This window comes from Citrobacter amalonaticus, from assembly GCF_018323885.1.
GTDB classification, from domain to species: Bacteria; Pseudomonadota; Gammaproteobacteria; order Enterobacterales; family Enterobacteriaceae; genus Citrobacter_A; species Citrobacter_A amalonaticus.
In genome coordinates, this window is the sequence record NZ_AP024587.1 from 56,991 (window position 1) to 75,886 (window position 18,896).

Annotated in this window: 20 protein-coding genes and 1 pseudogene; 11 read left to right on the forward strand and 10 right to left on the reverse strand. The window is 49.1% G+C overall.

Translation table 11 applies throughout. The features are described 5' to 3' along the window. The first annotated feature begins 149 nt into the window (after positions 1 to 149). On the forward strand, positions 150 to 1,220 hold the full coding sequence (locus KI228_RS23555) for a hypothetical protein (RefSeq protein WP_141227224.1): 1,071 nt from the start codon (positions 150 to 152) through the stop codon (positions 1,218 to 1,220). A gap of 145 nt (positions 1,221 to 1,365) precedes the next feature. Here the strand turns inward: KI228_RS23555 and KI228_RS23560 are convergent, their stop codons facing one another. Together KI228_RS23560 and vapB are read right to left on the reverse strand one after the other, a co-directional pair. Further along, complete coding sequence (locus KI228_RS23560; protein WP_121572286.1) at positions 1,366 to 1,782, reverse strand: type II toxin-antitoxin system VapC family toxin; 417 nt, start codon at positions 1,780 to 1,782, stop codon at positions 1,366 to 1,368. Beyond that, entirely contained in the window at positions 1,779 to 2,009 is a 231-nt protein-coding gene (gene vapB, locus KI228_RS23565) for a type II toxin-antitoxin system VapB family antitoxin (RefSeq protein WP_121572285.1), read from the reverse strand. Before vapB ends, KI228_RS23560 begins: the two co-directional genes overlap by 4 nt. Positions 2,010 to 2,282: 273 nt before the next feature. Here vapB and KI228_RS23570 point away from each other — a divergent pair, with 273 nt between their 5' ends. After that, positions 2,283 to 3,308: a hypothetical protein gene (locus tag KI228_RS23570; RefSeq protein ID WP_121572284.1), complete on the forward strand. Its 1,026-nt coding sequence runs from the start codon at positions 2,283 to 2,285 to the stop codon at positions 3,306 to 3,308. 47 nt (positions 3,309 to 3,355) lie between these two features. On the opposite strand, the gene KI228_RS23575 is transcribed toward KI228_RS23570, so the two are convergent. After that, positions 3,356 to 4,294 carry a type II toxin-antitoxin system RelB/DinJ family antitoxin gene (locus KI228_RS23575; protein WP_121572283.1) on the reverse strand — a complete coding sequence of 313 codons (939 nt, stop codon included), beginning with the start codon at positions 4,292 to 4,294 and terminating at the stop codon, positions 3,356 to 3,358. A gap of 609 nt (positions 4,295 to 4,903) precedes the next feature. Between KI228_RS23575 and KI228_RS23580 the strand changes: the two genes are divergently transcribed. From KI228_RS23580 to KI228_RS23595, 4 genes are all read left to right on the forward strand, one after another. Then, a complete protein-coding gene (locus KI228_RS23580) occupies positions 4,904 to 5,266 on the forward strand; it encodes a hypothetical protein (protein ID WP_039265233.1) in 363 nt (120 codons plus the stop codon). Positions 5,267 to 5,328: 62 nt separating this feature from the next. Beyond that, positions 5,329 to 5,895 (forward strand): hypothetical protein, encoded by a 567-nt coding sequence (locus tag KI228_RS23585; protein WP_141227225.1) that lies wholly within the window; start codon positions 5,329 to 5,331, stop codon positions 5,893 to 5,895. Continuing rightward, the gene (locus KI228_RS23590; RefSeq protein ID WP_141227226.1) at positions 5,892 to 6,671 is read left to right on the forward strand and encodes a site-specific integrase; all 780 of its coding nucleotides are present in this window, start codon (positions 5,892 to 5,894) and stop codon (positions 6,669 to 6,671) included. Before KI228_RS23585 ends, KI228_RS23590 begins: the two co-directional genes overlap by 4 nt. Positions 6,672 to 7,005: 334 nt before the next feature. Then, positions 7,006 to 7,536, forward strand: coding sequence for a hypothetical protein (locus KI228_RS23595; RefSeq protein ID WP_039265231.1), 531 nt, complete (start codon positions 7,006 to 7,008; stop codon positions 7,534 to 7,536). A gap of 80 nt (positions 7,537 to 7,616) precedes the next feature. Here KI228_RS23595 and KI228_RS23600 read toward each other — a convergent pair whose 3' ends face one another. Continuing rightward, complete coding sequence (locus KI228_RS23600) at positions 7,617 to 7,856, reverse strand: hypothetical protein (protein ID WP_141227227.1); 240 nt, start codon at positions 7,854 to 7,856, stop codon at positions 7,617 to 7,619. Between the two features lie 486 nt (positions 7,857 to 8,342). Between KI228_RS23600 and KI228_RS23605 the strand changes: the two genes are divergently transcribed. Beyond that, a complete protein-coding gene (locus KI228_RS23605; protein ID WP_039265229.1) occupies positions 8,343 to 9,140 on the forward strand; it encodes a PD-(D/E)XK nuclease domain-containing protein in 798 nt (265 codons plus the stop codon). A gap of 228 nt (positions 9,141 to 9,368) precedes the next feature. On the opposite strand, the gene KI228_RS23610 is transcribed toward KI228_RS23605, so the two are convergent. After that, positions 9,369 to 9,686 (reverse strand): hypothetical protein, encoded by a 318-nt coding sequence (locus KI228_RS23610; RefSeq protein ID WP_141227228.1) that lies wholly within the window; start codon positions 9,684 to 9,686, stop codon positions 9,369 to 9,371. 192 nt (positions 9,687 to 9,878) lie between these two features. On the opposite strand from KI228_RS23610, the pseudogene KI228_RS23615 reads away from it, so the two are divergent. Next, positions 9,879 to 11,026: pseudogene (locus KI228_RS23615) on the forward strand (IS3 family transposase). A 270-nt stretch (positions 11,027 to 11,296) separates the two neighbouring features. Here the strand turns inward: KI228_RS23615 and KI228_RS23620 are convergent. Beyond that, the gene (locus KI228_RS23620; protein WP_039265217.1) at positions 11,297 to 11,599 is read right to left on the reverse strand and encodes a hypothetical protein; all 303 of its coding nucleotides are present in this window, start codon (positions 11,597 to 11,599) and stop codon (positions 11,297 to 11,299) included. Beyond that, the gene (locus KI228_RS23625; protein WP_039265216.1) at positions 11,596 to 12,222 is read right to left on the reverse strand and encodes a ParA family plasmid-partitioning AAA ATPase; all 627 of its coding nucleotides are present in this window, start codon (positions 12,220 to 12,222) and stop codon (positions 11,596 to 11,598) included. The genes KI228_RS23620 and KI228_RS23625 overlap by 4 nt, the downstream gene beginning before the upstream one ends. Positions 12,223 to 12,495: 273 nt before the next feature. Here KI228_RS23625 and KI228_RS23630 point away from each other — a divergent pair, with 273 nt between their 5' ends. Next, positions 12,496 to 13,848, forward strand: coding sequence for a hypothetical protein (locus tag KI228_RS23630; RefSeq protein ID WP_039265215.1), 1,353 nt, complete (start codon positions 12,496 to 12,498; stop codon positions 13,846 to 13,848). Positions 13,849 to 14,122: 274 nt separating this feature from the next. On the opposite strand, the gene repE is transcribed toward KI228_RS23630, so the two are convergent. The 3 genes from repE to umuD all read right to left on the reverse strand — a co-directional run bounded on the left by repE (position 14,123) and on the right by umuD (position 17,024). Further along, positions 14,123 to 14,878, reverse strand: a complete 756-nt coding sequence (repE, locus tag KI228_RS23635) for a replication initiation protein RepE (RefSeq protein ID WP_039265214.1) — start codon at positions 14,876 to 14,878, stop codon at positions 14,123 to 14,125. Positions 14,879 to 15,321: 443 nt separating this feature from the next. Further along, entirely contained in the window at positions 15,322 to 16,593 is a 1,272-nt protein-coding gene (locus KI228_RS23640; protein WP_039265213.1) for a Y-family DNA polymerase, read from the reverse strand. Next, positions 16,593 to 17,024, reverse strand: coding sequence for a translesion error-prone DNA polymerase V autoproteolytic subunit (umuD, locus tag KI228_RS23645; protein WP_039265212.1), 432 nt, complete (start codon positions 17,022 to 17,024; stop codon positions 16,593 to 16,595). Before umuD ends, KI228_RS23640 begins: the two co-directional genes overlap by 1 nt. Before the next feature lie 231 nt (positions 17,025 to 17,255). Here umuD and parM point away from each other — a divergent pair, with 231 nt between their 5' ends. Continuing rightward, positions 17,256 to 18,227 carry a plasmid segregation protein ParM domain-containing protein gene (parM, locus tag KI228_RS23650; protein ID WP_084635667.1) on the forward strand — a complete coding sequence of 324 codons (972 nt, stop codon included), beginning with the start codon at positions 17,256 to 17,258 and terminating at the stop codon, positions 18,225 to 18,227. Between the two features lie 2 nt (positions 18,228 to 18,229). After that, a complete protein-coding gene (locus tag KI228_RS23655) occupies positions 18,230 to 18,895 on the forward strand; it encodes a plasmid partitioning/stability family protein (RefSeq protein ID WP_039265210.1) in 666 nt (221 codons plus the stop codon). Position 18,896 lies beyond the last annotated feature (1 nt).

Genomic DNA, 18,896 nt, shown 5'->3' on the forward strand with positions numbered 1-18,896 from the left:
TCCGGGAAAATGCGCGAGTTACGCGGCTTTCTGAGCTGGCTGTGTGTTGTGTTAAAGGGGTTGTGAAGAGAAATAATTTATATGCCTTTGAGTACATGAATTTTCTTGTAAAAAAAGGCAGATCGATAACTGAATTTAAGAGGTGGCCAGTGAGGGAAATTATTTTAGAACTGAGTGAGGAAGACAGCCGGAACTACAGGGAATGGCTGCTTATGCGGGAGGACTGGTATTTCCCGTTCCCTGAACGCTACAGCGATTTAACGTTTTCAGGTTGTAAAATCATATCCGGACAATCCGAAGCGATCCCTCTTTTTACCCGTAACATTCTCCCGCTCACAGCTTATCTGCTAAAAAAAAATCCCACCCCAGAACTGCATCGCTGTGCAGTTATTCTCATGATGAAGTCCTGTTATGCTGCTTTCAGAAATGCGCCCCCCGTGATCCACTCCGGACGCCTGAAGACATTTCTGAACGTGATGGCAGATATTTACAGTTTTGCGTATGCCCGTGGAATGAAGATAGATGACCAGAACTGTCTTCATGTTTTTAAAATTAAAAGCTGGGATGAAGCGCCAGAGATAAGTAAGCATGTCGCGGACATTACCGATTTCATCAGTTCAGCCCGAACTGGAAATCTGCTCCATGCCTTACCCCAGGCGCTGCATTTACTCGGCAGGATTAATGCAACAGAATTGACAACGGTTATATCAGGTAAATATCTGACTGAATTGTTGCCGGTAGTTTCTGTTTCAATGAAATACTGCCCTGAAGATTATGACGATACAACATCACATTTACATCAGTCCAGATATGCAGAGCATCAGTTCAAAAGCGGGGAGATAACTATAAGTGTAACGGCAATAACATTTCCCTTAAATCCGTTCAGTGAGGTTTATCAGGCCATTGATACAGAAGTCTGTATCACACACTATGGCAGCGGATTTTACTTCGGGTGGCCCGTTTTACGTGAGCTTGTGACGGCAGCCGCCTTTTTATGTGCGGAAACAAAAGTAAATCACAACAGCAATTACAGGGGAAAGGAAGTATTCACGAATTTCAATGCTGACGGTAACAACTTTAATTTAACCATAGCATCATTCACTATTCAGATGGACATAATTACTTTCAGACAGTTCATATCCGGATTAAATTCATTTTTCGAAATGACGGAGTTAAAAATTATTCTGGAACAGGTCAGTCATCACCTCGGTAATTACTGACCAGGCCGTTTGCATGGCAGATGTGCCCTTCAGTTTTTTCCCTTCAGGCCAGAGAAGCGCATGTTCTTTCCGCTGGCCCGTTTTTCCTGATAATGAGGGTATATAAGCTAAACGGCGTAAAGCCTTTCCGGCTTCCCTTACCAGCCTATTTAACCCAGTCTTCCAGTACCAGGCCCGGCACCCGCTCAAACTCCCGCACATTATTCGTCACCAGCACGACGCCGGCCGCAATGGCGTGCCCGGCGATCGCCGTGTCGTTCGGGCCTATCGGGGTTCCGGCGAGCCGCAGCGCGACCTTAATCTCCGTGGTGGCGTCCACCGCGGCGCTGTCCCAGGGCAGGATGGCATCGAGGCGGGCGCAGAACGCGTCAACCAGCTCAATGTGGCGCGGCGAGACCTTCGGGCCGGTGGCGCCGAAGCGCATCTCGGCATAGGTGATGACCGGGATAACGATGCGCTGGTTGCGCAGCACCGCCTGCTCCAGATGCTTCAGGACGGCTTCCGGCTGCTCGCGCATGATGAACGAGCAGATACAGGTGTCCAGCATATAGGTTTTGTTCACAGGTCAAATCGTCCTTCGTCGGTGACAACGTCCTCGCGCTCCGCCATAAAGTCCGGGTCTGCCTTTTCGAGCTCCAGGAATGAATCCCAGGTCGGCGGGACGGGGCGCAGGATGATGCTGTCCCCTTCCCGGACGATCTCCAGCTCGCTCACCCCCTCAAAATCCAGATCGCGGGGCAGACGGATGGCGCGGTTGTTGCCATTTTTAAAAATGGATACGGTTCTCATGTACATCTCTCCCGAGTCTAGGGACATGTAGAGCAAATCCGGAATGATGTTCAGGCACCAGGTGTGTGCATATGTCCAGTAAGGCAGATGTTCCGCATATGTATAGGTTCTGCATATGCAGATGCCTGGCACATGGATATGTAATAGATATGCCTGCTTCTTTCTTTTTCTGCGAGGATCCGAAAATTATCAGTGTCGGAAACTTTGCGGGCAGGCGTCTTTTACGTTTAAATATCGCTACTTTTATTTGCGTCCTGATACCCGGAGATAAACATGGCCAGGCCGATAGAGACTCGTTCTGAGTTTGAGAAGAAGGTGGAAGCCGGAAAGGTGATTCTGGAGCCGCCTCGCCAGCCTGGCAGAGATGCCGCCACTGGTCGTTACGTTTCAAATAAGCGCCTGCCTGGGATGCTTCCGACGTATCTGATACGCCAGCAGATGAATATCACGTTCTATAACGATATTGATGTGGAGGCGTTTAAGCGGGAAGTGCGTGACCAGGTCAGCAGGATACTGGACGATATCAGGGAGGAGCGGTTCAGTGACGCAGGGATCAGCTATCAGCAGTTTATCGACCAGTATGATGACTGTTTCGCCATGCCTACCCCGGAGGGGTTTGAGGTGGTTAGACGGCGCGGCATCGATCTCTATGCCATTCTTGAACGCCAGGGAACCCGTCTGACGGAGGAACTACATTTACAAAACAACCCCGACGCAGAATCCCTGCGGCGTTTTAGTGGTATCACCGATGCCCATATCAATCTGTTTTTTTATATGCTCGAACTGAATCTGGCGCTCTGTAACAAGATAGACATCGTTCAGGGGCAGTTACTTGCAAAACTGGCCCAGCTTGAAAATCGCCTGACTGCGTTGTTGAAAATGTACATCTATGGCGACAGGAAGGGAGATATTTGGGAAGACTCCTTGCCGGCGAGCCAGACCCTGTATGGCTGGATCTTACTGGAGCAGAACAACCTGCAGGTGGCTATGGATATTTACGACACCGATCTGGTTATGCGGAACCGCAAAGGGTTTGCGGCGCTGCATGACGAGGTATTTGGTGTCTACAAGAATGTCGGGGACCACGCATCGGTTTCGTCAGTTAAGCGTGACTATTTAAGCCATCGCGGGCTGACGGATCTCCGTGTGGAGATAGCCCGGAAACTGGGTTATTACCTGCAACAAATACAGCAAATCCGCCAGTACATTGATGAACTGACCCACGGCAGTGACGCCGATGTTCCGGCCGAAGCGACTGTCGACATCCGCTCGCTCCTGAACCCCCAACCACCGGAATAAGCCTGGTGGCGGGGTGAAACCCGGTCCACTGGACCGGGCGAACCGGCTCAGGCCGGCAGATACCTGGCCAGTTCGCTGTCAATATAGTCCCCGAGCCTCCCCGCCACCTCGTCAATATTAATCGTGTTGTCCTCCTCAGCTGTGCCGTTCGAGTACAGGTGGAAGAACGTGTAGCCTTCCACAAACCGGAAACCGATCTCCAACTGCTCATTCACCGTCACCGGCATGCTGTAAGGGCTGGCCACGTTAAAGATCCGCTCAGGTATTTTCGGAAAGGCGAAGGTGAGCCAGCTTTCAATTTTCGGTACTGTCTGCCCTTTACGGGCCGGATTGAGCGTCACCCGGACCTGCCAGGCTCCATACTGGTAATCCTCCGGACGGGAAACCTCGACGGTACAGTACGTGCCCTTGTGTAATGTCGAGGTGATCACCGCCCCGGCCTGATGGAGGCCCATCTCAATCATCCGTTTCTCCGCTCTTTCCAGCGCTTCGGCAAAGACTCTTTCTTTTTTCAGGAACAGACTCCGCCCATAGCTGTTCGGCGCATCTTCTAGGATGCTGTGGCAGAGCACCAGTGCCAGGTAGGCTTCGCTGAGCGAATACTGCACGTAGTGCTGCAGCTGTTCTCCCGCGCGCCCGGCCGCGTCATACAGGCGCATGTCTTCTTTGATCATGCTGATATCGATGGCCAGCTCCTGGGCGTATTTCTGGCGCACTTCCGCTGTCAGCATATCCGCGGTCAGCAGTCGGCTGATCTCCGCGAGCCGGGGCCGGGCAGACAGCAGACCGGCCAGCGTGTTCTGCTGTGACTCCTCCGGCCGCCAGACGCGGGTTTCGATGGTAAACGGCAGGCTGTCGTTCTGGTCGATATACTGATAGCACGCGGTAATGGCCTGGGTGGCTGAATACCCCAGCTGTTGTAATTTTAGATCGACGCGTTCTTTCAGCGCCGCATCCAGGCGGACGTTAATCATGGCTAATGGCATGGTGGCATTCCTCACACGGATATTTCGTGTAAAGCATTATTGCTTTACTTGCCTGTGTAGCATATCCGCTTTACAAGTTATGTAAAGCATTTATGCTTTATTTTGTTTTTGCTCTTTTTGCATTTATTTGTGTTGTTTGTGCTCTCTATGGCATTAATGCACTGAATCGCACAGTGGTGTTGATTTATTGCGATTCAGGCAGCAGTCTGTCATTTCTCTTCCGCAGATCCGTTTTCTGTTAGTTCCGGATCTTCTTCAGACACACCGGCGCGCAGCCGCCATGAAACACAAGATGTAGCGGTGTTTTCAGCTGTAAATGACGCTATATGTTGTGTCCCTCCCCTTCCCCGTGACCGCCCGCTCACCACCATAAAATGGCGCTTTGCTTATTCCCTGACCGTGTTACACTTCCGGAAAATCTGGAATACGCCAGAAATCGGATCACCAGAAAACCGCCATCCGGTAATTTAGTTACGGATTTATATGTCTGCGTATTATCTGGTGGGTGATGATTGTGGCAGGGAAAGTTAATCAGGTGGCAATCAATGATGTCACTAAGTGTGATTACTCTGAGTGACTATTTATCAGCAAACCAGAAAGGAGTTTAGGATGGCACGTTCAATACCGGTGAAGATTGGTCAGAAGGAATTTAAATCCAAAAAAGCCGCTGTGGACTATTTCATGGATCAGCGTGAAGCAGTCAAAGCAGTGAGCCCGCTGAAAGAGGGAGAGTTGTTTGATGAATTGCGCGACCTTTATCTGCGTTACTGCGAAATCACAGACTATCCACTGGGCAACCGGGAGATTTACGCATTCAGCGTAAATTATGAAACTCGTCATACCGACCAGAACTACGGTACGTATTTGTGCTACTGGGTACATTTTTCACCGAAAGATACGGATGGATTGTCCTTTTCAGTCAGAGAAGCGGTTGATGCGATCGCCAAAGCTGCTGCAACTGAACAACGATAGCTAAGGGCGGGATTTCTCAGTATGTACTCAGCGCTACGATCGGTCTGATCAGGGAACAGTTAATGAACACGATAGTAATACGCGGCCTGCTGGTAATGCTTCTCATCGGTATGATCCAGGGCCGGCCCGGAGCAGCAACCCTCAGTGAAATGCGGGCGCTCAACGCCACTCAGAAACCAGGAATGACCATTGTCTGTCAGAGCAGGACGGTCATTCCTGTTAACGGCAAAAAAGAACCGGTGACCATTGATGAGAAACTCAGCGGATATGTGGTCAGTAATACCGGCGACATGATGGTTCTGGATGTGACGTATGAACAGAGAGATGACGGAAAAGACGAACCATTCCATACGGAAAAGTACCTTCTGACCACAACCCTTGAAAACGAGCGCCAGAAGATGGAGGTTGATATGCGCACTCTTAAAATCATGGTGCCAAAAGCCCGCCATCTTGAAAGCGGATTACGGGAAGTCATGGAGGCCGAACCAGTGACTTACACCGATTACGGTACATACCGCATCACAGCACTTCCGGCTTATGAGATCCTGCCGGGCAGGGATAACCCCGGTGCGCCATCCATGCATTGCGCACCCGCCATGAACGCGTCAGTACCGGGAGACACACGATGATGCCGTCTGTTCCCGGGCAGGGCGTCATGGTTTCTGCCACGCAGTTTCCGGTGGCCATCGACTACCCGGCGGCGCTGGCGCTGCGCCAAATGGCCCTGGTACATGATGAGCTGCCGAAGTACCTGCTGGCGCCGGAGGTGAGCGCCCTGCTCCACTACGTTCCCGATCTGCACCGCAAAATGCTGCTGGCGACACTGTGGAACACCGGCGCACGGATCAACGAGGCGCTGGCCCTGACCCGGGGCGATTTTTCGCTGGCGTCGCCCTGGCCATTCGTCCAGCTGGCCACGCTCAAACAACGTGCGGAAAAAGCGGCCAGAACGGCAGGACGGGCCCCGGCTGGCAGTCAGGCTCACCGTCTGGTTCCACTCTCCGATCACCAGTATGTCAGCCAGCTGGAGATGATGGTGGCCACACTGAAAATTCCGCTGGAGCGCCGTAATAAACGCACCGGCAGAACGGAGAAGGCGCGCATCTGGGAGGTCACCGACCGAACGGTACGGACCTGGCTGAATGAGGCCATCACCGCCGCGGCCGCTGACGGGGTGACCTTCTCCGTGCCGGTGACGCCGCACACGTTCCGTCACTCCTACGCCATGCACATGCTGTATGCCGGTATTCCGCTGAAGGTGCTGCAGAGCCTGATGGGCCACAAGTCGGTGAGCTCGACGGAAGTGTACACCAGGGTGTTTGCGCTGGACGTGGCCGCAAGGCACCGGGTGCAGTTTGCGATGGACGGCGCTGAGGCGGTGGCCATGCTGAAAGGGAACATTTAAGTGCATGCATTCAGGTATACCCCAATGTGACAGGCTGACGCGCCCGCCGGGCTTGTCCAACCCTTCGCCTGCTCAGATACAAGCTCTGAACAGACTCACGGTTTGCGATGTGGGTCAACAAAAATAAATACGTTCACCAGAAATATTTTCTGGACACTTTTTCCGATAGCGCCGGAACGTCTAGGGCGAAAAGCATTTTTTGTACATTACTGGTGCATCTTTAAAGGTGCCAGGACGAGGTATTGATTTAACTGGACATAAAGTGCTGTCTGTCCAATCCGCCGGGGATTTATACTGATAGCCATGATCATCACAGAAATAAAAGGGATAGCAGATGGCGGTTGAGTGGGTGGATGTGGCTGACAGTGCCGTTAAAATCGGGCTGGGCGCGTTAATCACCATTATTGGCGGCTGGGTTACACTGAAATTAACACATCGTCATGAAATAAGGAAAGAAGCATTAGCTCAACGACTGCGGGATATAGATAAAAAAACAGACCGCTATATCGATTTCCTTTCTTCATCGCAAACGCTAATGCAGAAATATCTTTATGAATCATGTGAACCGGGTAGCGAGGATTACACCGATTATATGCGGTTGCATAATATTGTGAGTCTTACCTCTTCGTCAGAGTTACGAGTTTATGCGTTTGATACTCAGGCAAAAGTATCGCAATTTATTTTGCTCAGTAAGCCCAGTGATCTTATTGATTCCTGCCGTAATGCCGCGAGAGACTCCGTTTCACTGCTTCAGGGGGCAGTGAGTGCTGAATTGCTTCAGGAAAAAGCAGCACTTCAGGGTAAACCCCATGCGTGGTGGTCATTCTGGCGGAGGCAGGGCAAAAACGTAGACAGAATCACCTGAATGTCTAACCGCGCGGGGAATTAAACCGGAAGCTCCTGAAAGACCGCTAAAGCGATCATTTAGGAGCCTGATATATCAGTTTATCTTTCGTCACCGCTTTGCGATCTTACAAACATGTTTAGTTCATTTTGTGGTTCTAAGAATTTGTTGACCACTAAAAATTCTATACTTGATGGCAATATATATTCGATATAGCCCGGAACCTGATGGTACGGTCTTAATTCAAATGGTTCGTTTAACTTACTGATTCTTTTAATCATATTCCATGCTCTTGCGGCTATTTGGTTTTCTGTCGCTAACCATAATTCACGTTCTGACATTTTTAATACCTTTGTTATTTGGGAAGCGTGGAGCTGTCATTTATTTTAAGCTCTGAAGAAAACGGACTTCCTGAAATTCAATCCACACGGTTTTAATACTTGTTTTGTGTGCATAAATCATATCAAGGAGAGCAATTTCCTCGTCTGTGGGGGCCGAAGGATTAAAGAACAAGTCATCATTGAAATACCATTCCTCAGAACTGCAATTGCTCCTGTCAAATCGCTCGAAGATAAACACATCATTTTCGTCAATATCGAGATTATAATAATACATAGCGGAGTCATCCTAATCATTCGCGTTTGACATGTACTCAACCGTTAGCTGTATTACGTTACTATCCGATTAGTATACAAGGCAAGTTCCTGCGTAGCTATCGGCATTGGACGAAATTGACTGAGTGTCCAGTGTGAGTCAGGATAGTGAAAAACATGGTAGAATTTGAGTATCACTGACGTATCCAGCTATAGAGAAACATGGACGGCACTATGATGCAAAAGACTTTAGCAGAACGGTTTGACTCACTTGAAAAAGACTATCAGGACGTTTTATCAACCAAATCTATGCATTTCAGCTCAATGCTGAACGTAAACAAAATGTATGTTGATTCAGGAAAGTACAAGACATGGATTGGCCGGGTTAAAAAGTTACTTGAAGACAGCTACGGAAAAGATTCAGATTTTTATAATGACTTTATAAAGGCTCAGAAAGGGTTTTATGCCTCGAACTATGAGGTTCTTACCATGCAATTAAAACCGGCCTTCGACGCAGCTAAAGCTGACTTGGCTTATGCCCTCCCCCTGAATTCAAATCCTGTATTTAAAGAAACTGACAGATTAGATCTGATAATTAACGTGCTTGAAAGGTTTCCAGCGTTCTGTCGCCAGCTGAAAAAGCGACATGACGACAGAAAAACCATTGAGGTGAACGACGAGTATGACGTTCAGGATCTGGTTCATGCGCTTCTGACGCTGCATTTCGATGACATCAGACCCGAAGAGGCTTCGCCTAGCTTCGCAGGTTCTTCATCCAGACAGGACTTTCTTCTGAAGAAGGAGAAGATAGTCATTGAGGTGAAGAAAACTCGCCGGTCTCTAGGGGCAAATAAAATTGGAGAGGAGCTGCTCATTGATATGGCCCGTTACCGTGCACACCCGTACTGTGAGACGCTGGTCTGCTTTGTGTACGACCCTGAAGGTTGGGTGAATAACCCGAAAGGTGTGATAGACGATCTTGAGGGGAAAGATACCAAAGGAAAGACAAGAGTGGTAATAGCTCAGTTCTGATTTTCACTATGCTGGACAGAATGAAGGGAGCGTCCAAGTGGTGCGGGAATTAATGATAGGTAGCCAGCACTCACTGCCAGATGCTGTCAGCGGGGGCTGATTTTAACGATTGGTATCATTTGATACCAATCATCTGAGCAATAAAGCATGAATAATAGGGCGTAAGGAACTAAATACAGATTTTATAGGTATCAAATGATACTAAAGGTAATGGCGACCATATTGTTATTATGGTGTTGGTGGTGTCCACCCTGCGCTTTGTGCGGCTATCACCCATTGTGGCAGACCTGTAAGTGCCTTTTTGTGACAGTACGTGTGGAGTTGCTTTACAGTCGTTATACGAGCGTTATCCAGCCGGATTGTTTGGCTAGATAGTTTTTTCTTAATTGCTAGCGCTTGCTCAGGCATTAAATCAGTAATAGCTGCCCTGAGCGCACTTGCAAGTGCTGGATCTACAGGGGGCGTATCCAGTATTTTCTGTAACTTAGAAATGTGATCTTTGAGTGTCCTTGCTCCTGAAAGAGCTGTAATTACATCGTTGTACATTAGTGAATCCTGATTTGCGGAGGTTTTCTGATTATTGCTTATTGGAGCATAAAATGATACTGGACAGAATTACCTTTATGTCCAGTTTACCAATCTATTTCACCATTATCTCCGTTGTATAAGTCAAATTGAATCGCCACGGGTTTAACAGACACCTCAGAGTCATTTAAGATGGCTTAAAGAGAGGTGCCCATGAGCGGTAAGCGTTATCCCGAAGAGTTTAAAACTGAAGCAGTCAAACAGGTTGTTGATCGCGGTTATTCTGTTGCCAGCGTTGCAACACGTCTCGATATCACCACCCACAGCCTTTACGCCTGGATAAAGAAGTACGGTCCGGATTCTTCCACTAATAAAGAACAGTCAGATGCTCAGGCCGAGATCCGCCGTCTCCAGAAAGAGCTGAAACGGGTTACCGACGAACGGGACATATTAAAAAAAGCCGCGGCGTACTTCGCAAAGCTGTCCGACTGAGGTAAGCCTTTATCCGTGACAACTCCTGTTGCTGGCCTGTTCGCCTGCTCTGTCGGGTGCTGGATGTTCATCCCAGTGGTTTTTACGCCTGGCTTCAGCAGCCGCATTCACAACGCCATCAGGCAGACCTGAGACTGACAGGACAGATTAAACAGTTCTGGCTGGAATCGGGATGCGTCTATGGTTATCGCAAAATCCATCTGGATCTGCGTGACAGCGGGCAACAGTGCGGAGTCAACAGAGTCTGGAGACTGATGAAACGTGTCGGAATAAAGGCTCAGGTCGGATACCGAAGCCCGCGGGCACGTAAAGGCGAGGCCAGTATCGTGTCACCCAACAGGCTCCAGCGACAGTTCAATCCGGATGCTCCTGATGAGCGTTGGGTAACGGACATAACCTACATCAGGACCCACGAAGGCTGGCTGTATCTTGCCGTTGTTGTTGATCTGTTCTCACGCAAAATTATCGGCTGGTCCATGCAACCCCGGATGACAAAGGACATTGTCCTGAACGCACTGCTGATGGCTGTATGGCGGCGTAATCCCGAAAAACAGGTGCTGGTTCATTCGGATCAGGGCAGTCAGTACACAAGCCATGAGTGGCAGTCGTTCCTGAAATCACACGGCCTGGAGGGTAGCATGAGCCGTCGCGGTAACTGCCATGATAATGCGGTTGCAGAAAGTTTTTTCCAGTTGTTGAAACGTGAACGGATAAAGAAAAAGATCTACGGAACGCGGGAAGAAGCCCGCAGTGATATTTTTGATTACATCGAAATGTTTTATAACAGTAAGCGTCGGCATGGTTCTAGCGAACAGATGTCACCGACAGAATATGAAAACCAGTATTATCAACGGCTCGGAAGTGTCTAGATTATCCGTGGCGATTCAAACTTGTGTTACTGATTGACACTTTACAGCTCAGCACGTGAATTCAGTGTAGCTGCTAGTAAACCGCGTCTTTTTCGGCTCACTTTAAGTGTTCTCCTTTGTTTTATCCAGCATCGCGCTCAGTTCTATAGGCACTGACGCTGTTGCAATATAAAAAGGTTTATTACTTACAATATCGCAACAAGATAACTAGATAACAAGATAACAAGATAACAAGATAACAAGATAACAAGATAACCAGTTATCTTTCCATTACTTAAGTTTCGCTTTTTCAATAAGTTGAGATAGTTCTTCTTTCGTTAACCGATCTAACGCCATCAGAGCAGCTCTCACTACGTCTGATCTATTTACTCTTGTTCGTCCAGATAACATTTCATCTCTGATAACGTCATCAATTGCACGTAAGTTCTCATCAGCCAAGGAAATACTAACTGGCTTAGCTTTTCCTGCTGTGTGTTTTTTAGCGGACAACTCTTCTGTCGAACTGAGAGCTGCAGAACCTCCATGAATGAATGCCGCTTCGTCTTTTGGAGGGGTATGGCTGCGATTCCTCATAAAATAACTTCCTTGACCAGTGCCTCAACTTCTTCTTTAGCTTTATTGTTCTGCGTTTCAAAAATTGTCATTGATTCTGCCCAGGCATCTCGATGTGCTTTACGATCGCATACTCGGGAGCTTGCCAGATGCATTTCTGGGTAATCCTTGAGTACTTCAGCTGCCTGATTGGCTTCATTAACAAACATGTTAGTGGGAGTCATGTTTAAAACGAGATATCCTCGAACATCCTCATTAAAATCTTTTGCTGCCGTAAATACAGAGCATGTATGAGGCACAACATCCAGGTCCATCTGTGAAGGGCGCAAAGGAGAAATGAATACATCTGCGGCCATCAATCCACTACGCATTTCTGCACTATCACGACCAGCACAGTCTGCAATGACAAAATCATAGGATTTTTCGTGTTCCTTTAACATTGCTTTGATGTTGCCAGTCGCGCCTGTAACCGGTATATGGGGTAGTTCTTCAGGACGGTTGTTATACCAGGTTAATACTGATTTCTGGTCATCTGCATCAACAATAAGAACTCTTTTACCAAGAGACATAAGATACGCCGCGATGGAAACAGCCAGCGTACTTTTGCCAACACCGCCTTTTTGACTTCCAAGAACTATGATCATCTTTGCACCTTCAATCATGTTAACTTATTAAGATAATGATATAGTTTCGATACAAAAGCAACATATTATCTTATTAAGATAACAAGTTAATACAATAAGAACTATAAAATATATACGTTTCAATTAGTTATATATTCATAAGATTATGATCACTGATTAAAACTAAGATAACAACATAGTAAGATAGTAATCTAGTAAGATAACAAATAAATAAGATAGTAAGATGTTAACATGGTAAAATAACAAGATGGTAAGTTTGATGCTGGAGGTTATATGGAGCTGGTCCGGAAGAAAAATCCGAGAGGAAGATTTGAGCGGAAACTGAATCTGGCTGAAAAGGAAGCCCTGCTGCACGTATTCAGTAACGGTCGAAAACCAAGTCAGGCGGATTTACGCATTGTTAATGCCGTTCTTGAAGAGATGGACCGACAAGAACTTTGGATCAAGTGTGACTGTGTTGACTCGGACCCAAAAGCAGAAGGCCCCTTTAATTGTGAAGTAAACGTATCCAAGTTACGCCATGTAAAAACAACAAGGCCACATAACGAACAGTGTCCGTTGTACCGACTAAAAAAAGAAAAAGACGCAGACAACACCGTTGGGGAGGGGAAAACCAGCCCACTGAACCCTGTCGGAGGCGATGACTGGCTCCCGGATAAGAAGAAGGAAGCAAGAGCGGTCGCAGTGGAGGGACCGGTAGTGCCACGTAAGCGCAGGCGCAAAACGTTGAAACCCGTCCCGGCCCTTGGGCGAAAATTACTGACGCTCATTGAAGCCGCAGGCCTGAACCAGCTTGAGCTGGTTCCGGAGTATCAAAGTCCAGGGCTGACAGGTGCGATCTTCAGGCTAAAAGAAGTGCTGGAAGAGCACTCAATGAGAAATGGCACACCTCTGAGCCAATTATTCAGTTGCTCACCCTGGCTGAGCATCGATCGCATCGATGAAATGCTCACAAATTTGGAATCAATACAGGGTATCAACAGCGAGGAAAAAGAACTGTGCGTATATATCATCGGGATAGCGACAGAAGTCAGCCGGGAAGAAGTGACCTTTAGCGTTCGTAGGAAAACCTTCACGCACCGGCCAGAGGCACGAGTCAGTATTAATGGCGAAAATAGTTATAATGCCGGCAGCCGAGCTCCCTACTGGGCGATTATTGAATATAGAAGGGGGAGGGATGGTAATGTTTATTGCCATGAAAGCTACGCCCATGCTGCTTATACGCTGGATAATCCGGTACCTGTCGACAGCAATAAGGAGCGTGATACCCTGAAGGTAATCATCAATGCCAGCAGTTATGCCGGTCGCCAGCCAAATCACCCAGAAACGATTAGTCTCACCAAACCTCTATTCACGATGAAAAGCATCAAAGATGGTGTGGAGGATGTAATTCATCCTGATTTCATCCTGAATGTAGCACCTGCCGACGAACGTGCAGTGACGACGTTCATCATTGAAACAATGGGATATGAGTCCGAGGACTATATAACGCGCAAAAAGAATACGCACAGTTTGATGGAGCAAGAAGGGGTGTTGTTAACCGATCCCCCGGGCTGGCCAGCGGCTTCAGATAAAACGTTTAACAGTGTTCTGCTCAGACATATCTTCAGCGCAGGCAAAGTGTGACAATTCACCCTCACGCCCAGAGCACAGACGTTCTACCACGCCATCTGTGACAAACGACACTCATTTTATTGCAGGGATGTGTGACAAAATGCCTTCAGCTATCTGTGACAATTTGCCCTCAGTGGAGGAATGGAAATGAGGCTTTGATGGGAATGTGTATAACACATACCTGTCAACTACTGGGTTCAGAATGGTGTTCTGTGACAAATCACCCTCAAAACCCCTGTTAAAGTGTGACGACCTGCCCTCGAAAATGTGACAAACAGCCCTCTGATTATTCAGAAGTAATAGACGTTATATCTCTGAAAGTAAATACAATATGTGTGGTCTGGCGGCCTTTCTTCTTCTCGATGTAGGACAGACGCATCGGGGTTCTGCTGTTGATCTCATCCACGCTGGCCTGCAGGAAGCGACGGCGGAAGTCAGGCATGCGTTGATAGCTTTGCGGCAACTGATACCTCTCCATAATCCAGTCAATTCTCAGCGAAACCACACCAGAACCATCAGCCTTACGGTACTGACAAAGGGATTCATACAAGCGCATGGCATAGGGATTGGTGATCTCTTTCGTTTCACTCAACCTGAACTGCGTGAAGCGGTTCTGCAGGCCAATGAAGAACGGTATCAGGTAAGGATTAATGTGAACGCTGTAAAGTCCCCTGGATGGGCTGTGGGCGCGTTTAATAAACCAGGGAAAAGATTCATATCCCTTTTCTTCTCCGGCATCCTCTTCAGGCCTGTAGAAAACAACCTCTTTCCCGGCAAAGCCCTTTAGCGCCTGCCGAATATCTTTACTTGCTTCCGCAGAAGTAAGGCCAAAGGTCTCAGCATACTTTGCAACCTGAATCTCACAGATCCCGTCATGCTCCTGCAGCGTACCGTCAGACTTTCTAATCTGGTCCACAAAAAGATAAAGCATACGCTTTTGGTCGCGAGATAAACTGTATGCCGCCTCAGTCAATTCGTTTGACTGGACAATACGCGGGCTATTCTTACGTTTTTTATGGTTGATAACCGCAATTTCCGACATGACAGATCCGTGTTAAGTGTGACAGATTTTTAGATTGTCACACTAAATGAAAAAGAGTCAACAGGTAGGGATAACTTTGTGGAATACAGCAAATCATGAGGGCAATTTGTCACAGGGTTAAGGGCAATCTGTCACACTTTAACAGGGGTTTTGAGGGTGATTTGTCACACTGAAAGGGCAGATTGTCACACAGATCCTTCTCAAACCCGCATGAATAAAGGGCTAAGAGGTATTCTAAAAAGATAAACCTAACAACCCTTTAAAAAGATCTTTAAAAAATATGCCCGTGGATAAGTGGATAAACCAGAGTGGGATATCCATTAAACACTGAGCGTAAGCAGAATATATCCGTTTAGTTCCCTGGTGCTTCCTCGCTCACTCGCGGGCTTCGCCCTGTCGTTCGGCTGCGGCGAGCACTGCTGGCTCTCTCTGAAAGGCGAAATTTAACTGATCCGTGCAATGGGGATATCTTTCCAGCGGGTTGTGTACGCTGGGGACAGCATGTCGCGTTTCATCTGCCAGGATGGCGCAATCCCTCGTCCAGCAAACCAGACATGCCCAAGGCCGGAATGATTAATGCCATCGAGCACTTTCATCAGCTCGGCGCTGTGAGGGCGTGGCGGACGTTCGTCGAACAGCTGCAACTGCGAAATACCGGAGCCGGTAAAGTCATTCAGCATAACGCCGGCTTTGGCATACCGGTGTCCATCCTTCCAGATACGCTCCAGAGCCGTCGTGGCGGCTGCAATGATGTCACGAGTGTCCTGAGTGGGGGTAAGCAGTTTCTCCGTGGCCACATTGCCGTAGTAAGGCTCTTTAACGGCGAACGGAGATGTTTTGATGAAAACGGAAATATGCAGGCAATACTGGTGTTCTTTACGCAGTTTTTCAGAGGCCCGCTCTGCGTATTGACAGATAGCCTGGCGGAGCGAATCGTACTCCGTGATCTTTTCGCCAAAACTGCGACTGCAGACAATCTGTTGTTTTGTTGGTGGGGCTTCCTCAAGCGACATGCAGCTTTCCCCGTTCAGTTCGCGCACCGTTCTCTCTAGAACTACGGAGAAATTTTTCCGGATGAAGGCCGGATTTGTCAGGGCCAGATCGAGCGCGGTCTTGATACCCAGTACATTGAGTTTGCGTGCAATGCGATTTCCAACGCCCCAGATCTCTTCGACCGGCTGCAGTGAAAGCAGTTTACGCGTTCGCTGAGGATTCCCCCGGGTCAGGGCGAGCACACCACGAAACTGTTTCCACTCTTTTGAGGCCCATTGTGCTGATTTTGCTAGCGTTTTCGTCGGTCCAGCTCCAACGCCGATGATCAGGCGGGTACAGTCATACACGTGTTGGCGCAGCTGGCGGCCGAAGTCTTCCAGATCCATGCAGTGCTCCACGCCGGTCAGATCGAGGAACATCTCATCAATCGAATACTGTTCCACTCTAGGGGCCAGCTCCTCCAGGCAATTCATTACGCGCGCCGACATCGAGGCATAAAGTTCATAATTGCTTGAGAATGCGTTTATTTTTTCCGGGTACCGCTCGTTTTTTATCTGGAACCACGGCGTACCCATTCGTATCCAGGGCTTCGCCTCGGCACTTCTTGCGATTACACAGCCATCGTTATTACTGAGCACGACAACCGGCTTTCCCTTCAAATCCGGTCGGAAAACACGTTCACAACTTGCATAAAAGCTGTTCACATCGGCCAGGGCAAACATCAGTACATCTCCCTGGGACGGTGGATGATGTGCGTCACTACGCCAAAGATATCCAGATCGTCCGGGTTGGGATAAATCGGCGACCAGGAGGCGTTCATGGGCTGCAGCGTCAGTCGTGGCGTCAGCAGAAGCCGTTTGACCGTAAACTCCCCCTGCACGCTGGCCACAACGATATCGCCGTGCTGGGGCTTCTCTGCACTGTCCACAACAAGCAGATCGCCATTGTAAAGGCTGCCGTCGGACATACTGTCACCGCTGGCACGCAGGTAGTAGGTCGCGCTCGGATGCCGTATGCAGTAATCATGGAGATCCAGATCGGACTCGACATAGTCAGCTGCAGGGCTTGGAAAACCGCAACTGGCCAGGTCTGCAAACAACGGATGGGCCTGTGGTGGGAGTTCTTTCCCGGTGCTGAAAAGTTGCAGTTTCATCTTTCCTCCAGACGTCTAAAAATACTGGTTATGTATACAGTATATTTAACAGTGAGACGATAATCCAGATCACCTGCGATACTTACATAGTGAGTAACTTAAGATGCTCAAAAAGATACAAAATATCATTTTGATGTTTTTATATTGCTCATAATGAGAAATAAAACTTTTGTTTTTCCATTTTGCTCTTATAATTGGTATCAAATTGAGTTTAATTGACGGAGCATAATGATGAATATTTACTGCGATGATGGTTCAACTAATGTTAAGCTGGCATGGTTTGAAGGAAACAAGCTGCAGACCCGGGTCTCTGCTAACTCCTTCCGGCATGGCTGGAAAGTGGCGGAATTCAGTGCAGCAACGTTCAACTATCAGGTGGGCACGCTGAAATACACCTGGGACAGCGTCAGTCGTGATGCGATCCCGACAACAAACGTGGAATATCAGTACGGTGATCTCAACCTGCTGGCCGTTCATCATGCGCTGCTGAACAGTGGACTTGAGCCGCAGCCGGTGAGCCTGACCGTGACGCTGCCCCTGAGTGAGTATTATGACGGTGATTGCCAGCGGAACGAGGAGAACATTCGACGCAAACGGGAAAACCTGATGCGTGAGCTGGTTCTGAACAAGGGCAGGGCATTTACCGTAACGGATGTGAAGGTTATGCCGGAATCACTGCCGGCGGCGTTCTCCCGTCTCGCTGAGCTGAAGCCCGGACCAGCTGAGACCACCCTGATTATCGATCTCGGTGGAACCACACTCGATGCCGGCGTGATAGTTGGACAGTTTGATGATATTAGTGCGGTACACGGTAATCCGTCTGTTGGCGTGTCACAGGTCACCCGTGCAACTGCAGGCGCGCTGCGTGCTGCAGACAGCGAAACCAGCGCGCTCATTGCTGACACGGTCATCCGCAACCGCAATGATCGTCAGTATCTGCAGCGTGTGATCAACGATGCCGGTAAAATTGACGATGTCCTGAGCAAAATTACAGAGGCAATCACCTCTCTGGGCGCGCGCGTCACCAGTGAGCTGACGGCCTTCAGGAACGTTAACCGGGTATTTCTGGTCGGGGGAGGGGCGTCCCTCATTGAAGAGGCTATCCGTCAGGCCTGGCCTCTGGCTCCTGACCGTATTGAAGTTATAGGCGATCCGCAGCTGGCGCTGGCCAGAGAGATTGCCCTTTACAACAAAGAGGACTAAACGTGCCGGACGGCCAGTATTCTTTCTATCTGCACAGCGATGACCATACCGACATTGCAGCGATGGCGACCATCAGCACCATCTCACAGCCCCTGCGCGGTGACTTCATCCGGACCGCCGCCACCGCCGGGGCGGTAATGTACCAGACTGATGCCCGTTTACCGGCGCTGATCCCGGTGTTTTTTGACGGGAAACTGAGCACCATCCGGCTTTGCGCCGTGATGGCCCTGGTCTCCGGCACTTGGTCTTCACTCTCCGGACTTCCTGATGAGCCGGATGGCGGCGTGGCGGCTCTGGCTATGTCACCGGAGACGGAATACCAGCGCCGGCGTTACACCCTGACGCTTCAGGAGGACCGGAGCAGTGAACGGGTGGAAAGTGTGCTGACGGGAGTGTCATCCCGCCTGCGTGGAGAGCTGCTGAGAAATCTGATTATCACCGGTCTGGCCCTGCACACGACAGCACCAGAGCTGCCGCGTCTGCTGGCCAGCATGCCGGTACCGCCCGCCACGATCAGCGAGCTGCAGGTTCTGGTTCAGCAGATGGCCGGTACTGCTGGCGTGAATAAGGCAGCAGTACCGGAGAAACCGACAGCGTCTGCCGAGCCGGTATCCGGAACTGAAACTGCCGGGATAAAGAAAAATATGCGACGGGCATTCGGAGACTAAA

Excerpts from the sequence above, each read along its gene's own strand:
- vapB (WP_121572285.1), bottom strand. The coding sequence starts at position 2,009 with ATGAGAACCGTATCCATTTTTAAAAATGGCAACAACCGCGCCATCCGT.
- KI228_RS23610 (WP_141227228.1), bottom strand. The coding sequence starts at position 9,686 with ATGTACAACGATGTAATTACAGCTCTTTCAGGAGCAAGGACACTCAAA.
- KI228_RS23575 (WP_121572283.1), bottom strand. The coding sequence starts at position 4,294 with ATGCCATTAGCCATGATTAACGTCCGCCTGGATGCGGCGCTGAAAGAA.
- KI228_RS23620 (WP_039265217.1), bottom strand. The coding sequence starts at position 11,599 with ATGAGGAATCGCAGCCATACCCCTCCAAAAGACGAAGCGGCATTCATT.
- parM (WP_084635667.1), top strand. The coding sequence starts at position 17,256 with ATGAATATTTACTGCGATGATGGTTCAACTAATGTTAAGCTGGCATGG.
- KI228_RS23585 (WP_141227225.1), top strand. The coding sequence starts at position 5,329 with ATGAACACGATAGTAATACGCGGCCTGCTGGTAATGCTTCTCATCGGT.
- umuD (WP_039265212.1), bottom strand. The coding sequence starts at position 17,024 with ATGAAACTGCAACTTTTCAGCACCGGGAAAGAACTCCCACCACAGGCC.
- KI228_RS23570 (WP_121572284.1), top strand. The coding sequence starts at position 2,283 with ATGGCCAGGCCGATAGAGACTCGTTCTGAGTTTGAGAAGAAGGTGGAA.
- KI228_RS23590 (WP_141227226.1), top strand. The coding sequence starts at position 5,892 with ATGATGCCGTCTGTTCCCGGGCAGGGCGTCATGGTTTCTGCCACGCAG.
- KI228_RS23625 (WP_039265216.1), bottom strand. The coding sequence starts at position 12,222 with ATGATCATAGTTCTTGGAAGTCAAAAAGGCGGTGTTGGCAAAAGTACG.
- KI228_RS23630 (WP_039265215.1), top strand. The coding sequence starts at position 12,496 with ATGGAGCTGGTCCGGAAGAAAAATCCGAGAGGAAGATTTGAGCGGAAA.
- KI228_RS23595 (WP_039265231.1), top strand. The coding sequence starts at position 7,006 with ATGGCGGTTGAGTGGGTGGATGTGGCTGACAGTGCCGTTAAAATCGGG.
- KI228_RS23605 (WP_039265229.1), top strand. The coding sequence starts at position 8,343 with ATGATGCAAAAGACTTTAGCAGAACGGTTTGACTCACTTGAAAAAGAC.
- repE (WP_039265214.1), bottom strand. The coding sequence starts at position 14,878 with ATGTCGGAAATTGCGGTTATCAACCATAAAAAACGTAAGAATAGCCCG.
- KI228_RS23640 (WP_039265213.1), bottom strand. The coding sequence starts at position 16,593 with ATGTTTGCCCTGGCCGATGTGAACAGCTTTTATGCAAGTTGTGAACGT.
- KI228_RS23580 (WP_039265233.1), top strand. The coding sequence starts at position 4,904 with ATGGCACGTTCAATACCGGTGAAGATTGGTCAGAAGGAATTTAAATCC.
- KI228_RS23600 (WP_141227227.1), bottom strand. The coding sequence starts at position 7,856 with ATGTCAGAACGTGAATTATGGTTAGCGACAGAAAACCAAATAGCCGCA.